Origin of the sequence: Ruegeria aquimaris, assembly GCF_025751555.1 — a bacterium.
GTDB lineage: Bacteria > Pseudomonadota > Alphaproteobacteria > Rhodobacterales > Rhodobacteraceae > Ruegeria_B > Ruegeria_B aquimaris.
This window is the reverse complement of the sequence record NZ_JAOWLB010000003.1, coordinates 407,090-413,523: the sequence shown is the minus strand read 5'-3', so window position 1 is coordinate 413,523 and position 6,434 is coordinate 407,090. Positions and strand designations below refer to the sequence as shown.

10 protein-coding genes are annotated in these 6,434 nt (G+C 65.0%); all 10 read right to left on the bottom strand.

Features of this window, described 5'->3' with window-relative positions; all coding sequences use genetic code 11:
- Positions 1-124: 124 nt before the first annotated feature.
- On the bottom strand, positions 125-643 hold the full coding sequence (gene rimM, locus OE747_RS07185) for a ribosome maturation factor RimM (RefSeq protein ID WP_263827916.1): 519 nt from the start codon (positions 641-643) through the stop codon (positions 125-127).
- Complete coding sequence (bluB, locus tag OE747_RS07180; RefSeq protein WP_263827915.1) at positions 640-1,275, bottom strand: 5,6-dimethylbenzimidazole synthase; 636 nt, start codon at positions 1,273-1,275, stop codon at positions 640-642. Before bluB ends, rimM begins: the two co-directional genes overlap by 4 nt.
- A 13-nt stretch (positions 1,276-1,288) precedes the next feature.
- Positions 1,289-1,651, bottom strand: coding sequence for a 30S ribosomal protein S16 (rpsP, locus tag OE747_RS07175; protein ID WP_263827914.1), 363 nt, complete (start codon positions 1,649-1,651; stop codon positions 1,289-1,291).
- A 66-nt stretch (positions 1,652-1,717) separates the two neighbouring features.
- Positions 1,718-2,014 (bottom strand): chorismate mutase, encoded by a 297-nt coding sequence (locus OE747_RS07170; RefSeq protein WP_164129299.1) that lies wholly within the window; start codon positions 2,012-2,014, stop codon positions 1,718-1,720.
- Positions 2,015-2,018: 4 nt separating this feature from the next.
- The gene (locus OE747_RS07165; protein ID WP_263827913.1) at positions 2,019-2,621 is read right to left on the bottom strand and encodes a GNAT family N-acetyltransferase; all 603 of its coding nucleotides are present in this window, start codon (positions 2,619-2,621) and stop codon (positions 2,019-2,021) included.
- The gene (locus OE747_RS07160; RefSeq protein WP_263827912.1) at positions 2,618-3,136 is read right to left on the bottom strand and encodes a GNAT family N-acetyltransferase; all 519 of its coding nucleotides are present in this window, start codon (positions 3,134-3,136) and stop codon (positions 2,618-2,620) included. The genes OE747_RS07165 and OE747_RS07160 overlap by 4 nt, the downstream gene beginning before the upstream one ends.
- A complete protein-coding gene (locus tag OE747_RS07155; protein WP_263827911.1) occupies positions 3,133-3,642 on the bottom strand; it encodes a GNAT family N-acetyltransferase in 510 nt (169 codons plus the stop codon). The genes OE747_RS07160 and OE747_RS07155 overlap by 4 nt, the downstream gene beginning before the upstream one ends.
- Complete coding sequence (locus tag OE747_RS07150; protein WP_263827910.1) at positions 3,639-4,181, bottom strand: GNAT family N-acetyltransferase; 543 nt, start codon at positions 4,179-4,181, stop codon at positions 3,639-3,641. The genes OE747_RS07155 and OE747_RS07150 overlap by 4 nt, the downstream gene beginning before the upstream one ends.
- The gene (locus tag OE747_RS07145) at positions 4,178-4,720 is read right to left on the bottom strand and encodes a GNAT family N-acetyltransferase (RefSeq protein ID WP_263827909.1); all 543 of its coding nucleotides are present in this window, start codon (positions 4,718-4,720) and stop codon (positions 4,178-4,180) included. The genes OE747_RS07150 and OE747_RS07145 overlap by 4 nt, the downstream gene beginning before the upstream one ends.
- 1 nt (position 4,721) lies before the next feature.
- On the bottom strand, positions 4,722-6,221 hold the full coding sequence (gene ffh, locus OE747_RS07140; protein WP_263827908.1) for a signal recognition particle protein: 1,500 nt from the start codon (positions 6,219-6,221) through the stop codon (positions 4,722-4,724).
- Between the last annotated feature and the right edge of the window lie 213 nt (positions 6,222-6,434).

Sequence of the window (6,434 nt, the reverse complement as noted above, 5' to 3'; positions counted from 1 at the left end):
TTCTTGATTTTGGATCACGTCCTTCGTCATGCGATCCACCTTGACGACGGGACCAAATCCTCGCGACCAACTCTGCCAAAAGCAGTGCTCAGACATCGCCAAATAGCGTTAACCCCAATCGCGTTCAGAACAGTCCTTCGGGCGGATCAGCGATCAGGCGACCTTGGGTCAGGTCCACGGTGGGGACGGCGGCCAGGGTGAAGGGGAGCAGGACCGGGGTTTTCACCCCCGGACCGCCGATTTCCAGCAGGTCCGAGGCACCGTGGTTCTGGACCGAAATTACCTTGCCCAAAAGGGTGCCGCCGGTGTCGTAGACCTCGAGCCCGATCAGGTCGGCGTGATAGAACTCGTCATCGGGCAGCGACGGCAGCTGGTCGCGATGAGCGTAAAGGCGTAGGCCCTTGAGCGCATCGGCCTCTTCCTTGGTCTCGACCCCGCCCAAATGAGCGGCAAAGCCGTTTTTGATGGCGCGGGTCAGCACCAGGGGATAGCGGGTCTGGCCGGTTTCGTCGCTGAGCGGCGAGTAAAGCTCGATATCCTCGGGCACGGCGCAATAGCTTTTGAGGCGCACTTCACCACGGACCCCAAAGGAACCGGCCACCACACCGACGCAGATCAGGTTGCTTTCGTTTGTCTCGGTCATCGTGTTTCTATCGCCAATTGCGGGCGGCGTGTTTCCCAGCCCGCGCGTTCCAGTTCTGGAGTGTCCGAGGTTTCCTCGGGCCAGCCAAGACAAAAATACCCGATGAGCCGCCAAGTGACGGGCACGTCGAGGTCACGGGTCAGCCGGTCGGGATCGAGGATGGAGACCCAGCCCAGCCCCAGCCCCTCGGCCCGCAGCGCCAGCCAGAAAAGGGTGATCGCGGTGACAACAGAATAGCGGCGCATCTCGGGCATGGTGGCGGCGCCAAGGCCGTGTCCCTGTCCGGTGGCGTCGTCGCAGAACACCGCCAGGTGGACCGGCGCGTCGTGCATGCCGGAGAGTTTCAGCCTGCCATATTGCTGCGCTCGGTCGCCCGAATATCCGGCGAGTGCGTCTGCATTGGCGGCGAGGAAATTGTCGAGCGCGGCCGCGCGGGCCGGCGCCGAGGTGACGCGAATGAGGCGCCAGGGTTCGCTGAGCCCCACCGAGGGGGCCAGGCGAAAGGCGTCGAGGCAGCGCGCCAGCACTGCCTCGTCCACCGGATCGGTGCGGAACCGGCGCACGTCGCGCCGGAGCCGCATCAGCAGATCGAACTGCGTGCGAAAGTCGCCCGAGAAGGTATGATCCCGCACGCCTGCGCCCTGCTTATTCTTCGCCTGCGTCAGCGGCTGCTGCGGCCTTGTCGGCCTTTTCCTTGGCGCGTTCCTGGGCCTTCTTGCCGGGGACGGCTTTCTCGGGGTTCGAACGCTCGGTCTTGGCAACGACGCCTGCGGCTTCGAGCATGCGGGCGACGCGGTCGGTCGCCTGGGCGCCCTGACCCAGCCAGTACTGGATGCGTTCGACGTCCATTTTCACGCGCTCTTCGCTGTCTTTCGGGAGCAGCGGGTTATAGGTGCCCAGCTTTTCAAGGAAGCGGCCGTCGCGCGGCATGCGGCTGTCTGCGGCCACGATGCGGTAGAAGGGACGCTTTTTCGAGCCGCCACGGGCCAGACGGATTTTCATTGCCATTGGGTTTCTCCTTTGATTGGCATCACGCCCGGGGGGCGTGTTTCGTGTTGACCGGGGTCTATCCGGTTATTCCTGGTGTTTCTTGTGGTGTCGGATGACTTCCTGAATGATGAAATTCAGGAAAGCCTTGGCGAAATCGGGGTCCAGATCGGCCTCTTTCGCCAGGTCTTCGAGCCGCGCGATCTGGTGCGCCTCGCGCACCGGATCGGACGGGGGAAGGTCGTGTTCGGCCTTGAGCTTGCCCACGGCCTGGGTGTGTTTGAACCGCTCGCCCAGGGTGTAGACAAGGATCGCGTCCAGCCGGTCGATGCTGGCGCGGTGGCCTTTCAGCAGTTCGGCGGCGCGGGCCACGGGATCAGGCATGTGGTCAGTCAATGGCCCATCCTTTCGGTTTGAACAGCGGGTCGGCGTAATGCGCGATTTCCATGTCGATGCCATGCGCCAACTGGGTGCCCTCCAGCTTGGCGGGCGAGGGGTGGCGATAGACCGCGTCGTTGCCGTCGATGGTCGGCGCTTCGGGGTCCTTCTTGGCCCCCAGTCGCTCGGCCAGGCGGATCGAGTCGAGGTTCTTGGGGTCGATATAGCTGACGGCGGTTTCCCAGCCGAGATGGCGGTAGAAATGTTTGCGGGCGGCATGGGTGGCCTCGAGCGCATAGCCTTTTCCGGCCGCATCGGGCCAGATCACCCAGGCGATCTCGGCCTCGGGCCAGCCTGCGGGTTTCCAGCCGCCGGTCATGCCAAGGGTCTTGTCGGTGGCCTTGTCGTGGATCATCCACATGCCATAGCCGCGGATCTGCCAATGACCGATCTCGGCGGCATAGAGCATCCATGCCTCGTAGGGGTTCAGCGGGCCACCCATGAACCGGGCGCGGTAGCTGGTGAAGGTGGCCTTGAAGTTCGGATAATCCTCGGGCTCGGGGCCGCGCAGGGTCAGGCGCCGGGTTTCGATGACGGGGATGGTGTGGGTCATGCGGCCTCCTTCTGGTGCGGGTGACGCCAGACCTGACAGGGGTGACCCACGACCTCTCCATCGCGCTCGTATTGCGCGCCCAGCCGCTCGGCCAACCGCAGCGAACGGGTGTTTACGGGGTCGATATAAGAGATCACCGCGTCGAGACCGAAGTGCTGCGCCCCATATGTCCGGGCCGCGCTGGAGGCTTCGAATGCGTAACCCTTACCTTCGAACCCGTCGAAGATGTGCCAGCCCAGTTCCGGCTCGTCCCAACCATCGTTGAAGATGAAGCCGATACGCCCGGCGGTGGCGGCGGTGGCGCGATCTTCGACCATCCACATGCCATAGCCGCGCAGTGCCCAGTGACCATAGGTGGCCAGGAACCCGCCCCAGCTGCGGAAGCGGGGGAAGGGGCCGCCGACAAAGCGTGACCGGTCCGAGGCGCCAAAGGCGGCGAATGCCTCGAAATCGCTTTCGCGGGGGCCGCGCAGGATCAGGTTTTCGGTTTCGATCACGGGAATGGAGAGGGTCATACCAACCCCCGCAGATCGTGCGCGATCACCACATCGGCCGGGTCTTCGCCGATGCCGTCGGGGTCGATCACCCCGCCCAGCCGCAGGCCTAGCGCGATGGAGCGCGCATTGGCCGGGTCGATGATATTGGTCAGGTGGTCCCAGCCAAAATTGCGCCGCGCCCAGATCATCACCGCGCGCGCCGCCTCGGCGGCGTAGCCCTTGCCCTCGGCGTCGGGGATCACGAACCAACCGAGTTCCGGGCCAGGATAGCCGTCGGGTTCGTAGATGCCTACCTCGCCCACATAGGCGCCGGTGTCGCGCCGCTCGACGCCGAAGGGACCATAGCCGCGCAGGGTCCAGATGCCGACGTCCGAGGCCCAGACGCGCCAGGCGGCGGCGCGGTTCATGATGCCGCGCTCATGCACCGCGCGGGGGGAGGCAAAGAAGGCGGCCCAATGCTCGAAATCCTTGAGCTTTGGCGCGCGCAGCGTCAGTCGATCGGTATGCAGGGTTGGGATGCTCATGCCGCCCCCGCTGACAGATCGTCGGGGCCGGGATGGCGATAGACCATCTCGGTGCCATGGCTGACATTCTCGAAGCTGCGTTCGTACCGCGCGCCCATGCGTTCAGCCAGCGCGACCGAGCGGGCATTGCCCGGAAAGATGTTCGAGCTGAGGGTCTCGAAACCCAGCACCGCATAGGCATAGCGGCGCGCCTCTTCGGCGGCCTCACGGGCATAGCCCTTGCCCTCGGTCCCGGCATACATCACCCAGCCCAGTTCCGGCTCGGGCCAGCCCTCGGGGCTCCAGAGGCCGACAAAGCCCACGGGTTCGCCCGCTTGGGTATCGACCATCCAGAAGCCATAGCCATGCAGCGCCCAATGGCCGATCAGGCTGGCGAACCAGCGCCAGGCTTCATTGCGCGACAGGGGGCCGCCAAAGCCCCAGCTGCGTTCACCATCGGCAAAGAAGGTCGCGACATTTTCGAAATCGCGTGCTTCGGGTGCGCGCAGGATCAGGCGGTCGGTCTTCAGGACGGGGATATCGAGGGTGAGGGTGGTCATGCATAGGCCTCCATGCCGCCGTCCGAGAGTTCGGAGGGGGCCGGGTGGCGCCAGATTTCCAACTGGCCAAAGCGTTCGTGCCGGAACATGCCATCCGGGGTCGCGCCCAGGCGCTGGGCGACGCGGGCCGAGGCATCGTTGCCGATGGCCACCAGGCTGATCGCGGTTTGCCAGCCCAGCACGCCATAGGCATAGTCGCGGGCCGCACCTGCGGCCTCGGTCGCGTATCCCTTGCCCTCGAACCCGTTCATCAGGTCCCAGCCGATTTCTGGCTCGGGCCAGCCTTCGGGGTTCCAGAGGCCCACGATGCCCGCCAGCTTGCCGGTTTCCGTTTCCTCGACCGCCCAGCGGCCATAGCCGCGCAGGGGCCAGTGCCCCAGTTCCACCGCCAGAAACCGCCAGGCCTGTTCGCCCGTGGCCGGTCCGCCGACAAAGCGCGACCGGTCCGACGCGTAGAACGCGGCAAACGCCGGGTAATCCCGGAGTTCGGGCGCGCGCAGCGTCAGGCGCGGGGTCGATATGGTGGGGATCGGGGTCACGTCACTTCTTCTTGCCGAAGCCGCTGAGGCCTGGCGGCAGGCCCATGCCGCCCAGACCCGGCAGGCCCCCCTTGCCACCCATCGCCTTGGCGGCGGCTTCGAGCGCCTTGGGGTCCATGCCCGCAGCCATCTCTTCGGGCGAGGGACCACCCTTGCCAAACATGCCTTTCATGGCCTGTTTCAGCATGCCGCCCTTACCCATCTTGCCCATCTTCTTCATCATGTCCGCCATCTGGCGGTGCATCTTCAGAAGCTTGTTGAGGTCGGAAACCTCCATACCCGAGCCGGCGGCGATCCGCTTCTTGCGGCTGGCCTGGAGCAGGGCGGGGTTGGCGCGTTCCTTCTTGGTCATCGACTGGATCAGCGCGATCTGCTGTTTCAGGACACGGTCGTCGAGACCGGCGGCATCCATCTGCTTGGCCATCTTGCCCATGCCCGGCAGCATGCCCATCATGCCCTGCATGCCGCCCATCTGGATCATCTGCTCCAGCTGCATCTTGAGGTCGTTCATGTTGAACTGACCCTTGGCCATGCGCTTCATCATGCGCTCGGCCTGTTCCATCTCGATGGTGTCCTGGGCCTTTTCGACCAGGGCCACGATATCGCCCATGCCCAGGATGCGGCCGGCGATACGCTCGGGCTCGAAGGTTTCGAGCGCGTCCATCTTCTCGCCGAGGCCGACAAAGCGGATCGGCTTGCCGGTCACCGCGCGCATGGACAGGGCGGCGCCGCCGCGCCCGTCGCCGTCCATCCGGGTCAGCACCACGCCCGAAATGCCGATCTTGGCGTCAAACTCCTCGGCCACCTCGACGGCGACCTGGCCGGTCAGGCCATCGACCACCAGCAGGGTTTCGCGCGGGGTGACGACGTTGCGGACATCCTCGACCTCTTGCATCAGCACCTGGTCGATGTGCAAGCGGCCGGCGGTGTCGAGCATGTAGACGTCATAACCGCCCATCATCGCCTGCTGACGCGCGCGCTTGGCGATATCCACGGGCTTCTGGCCCGGCACGATCGGCAGGGTATCGACGCCGATCTGCGCGCCCAGCACCGCCAGCTGATCCATCGCCGCGGGGCGATAGACGTCGAGCGAGGCCATCAGCACCTTCTTGCCTTCGCGCTCTTTCAGGCGCTTGGCAAGCTTGGCGGTGGTGGTGGTCTTGCCGCCGCCCTGGAGACCCACCATCAGGATCGGCGCGGGCGGATTGTCGATTTTCAGCTTGCCCGGGTCTTCGGCGCCGCGCAGCACGTCGACCAAAGCGTCATGCACGATCTTGACCACCTGTTGGCCCGGCGTGACCGATTTGGTCACGGCCTGGCCGGTGGCCTTGTCCTGCACCGCACGCACGAAGTCACGCGCCACCGGCAGCGAGACGTCCGCTTCGAGCAGTGCGACGCGCACCTCGCGCAGGGCGGTCTTGACGTCTTCCTCGCTCAGCGCGCCCTGCTTGGTCAGGCGGTCGAAGACGCCAGAGAGGCGTTCGGACAGATTTTCAAACATGACTCTCCGGCTCCTTTGCCTGTTGCGGTCGCGCCCCCAAGGTAGGAAGCGATGGTTCAATACACAATCGCCTCCACGGGCGTAACACGCTGGTGGAGGGCGATCCCTGAACATATCAAGGGACCGGAAGGTCTGACGCTTCCGGATGTTTGGGGGCAGGTAACCGCGTATGGCGGCCGAGTCAAGTCCGCGCTGTTTTTATGGCCGGTCTTG

What these genes read in the sequence shown, in the direction of transcription:
- OE747_RS07155 (WP_263827911.1), bottom strand. Translation starts at nt 3,642, where the DNA reads ATGAGCATCCCAACCCTGCATACCGATCGACTGACGCTGCGCGCGCCA.
- OE747_RS07170 (WP_164129299.1), bottom strand. Translation starts at nt 2,014, where the DNA reads ATGCCTGATCCCGTGGCCCGCGCCGCCGAACTGCTGAAAGGCCACCGC.
- OE747_RS07150 (WP_263827910.1), bottom strand. Translation starts at nt 4,181, where the DNA reads ATGACCACCCTCACCCTCGATATCCCCGTCCTGAAGACCGACCGCCTG.
- rpsP (WP_263827914.1), bottom strand. Translation starts at nt 1,651, where the DNA reads ATGGCAATGAAAATCCGTCTGGCCCGTGGCGGCTCGAAAAAGCGTCCC.
- OE747_RS07160 (WP_263827912.1), bottom strand. Translation starts at nt 3,136, where the DNA reads ATGACCCTCTCCATTCCCGTGATCGAAACCGAAAACCTGATCCTGCGC.
- rimM (WP_263827916.1), bottom strand. Translation starts at nt 643, where the DNA reads ATGACCGAGACAAACGAAAGCAACCTGATCTGCGTCGGTGTGGTGGCC.
- ffh (WP_263827908.1), bottom strand. Translation starts at nt 6,221, where the DNA reads ATGTTTGAAAATCTGTCCGAACGCCTCTCTGGCGTCTTCGACCGCCTG.
- OE747_RS07165 (WP_263827913.1), bottom strand. Translation starts at nt 2,621, where the DNA reads ATGACCCACACCATCCCCGTCATCGAAACCCGGCGCCTGACCCTGCGC.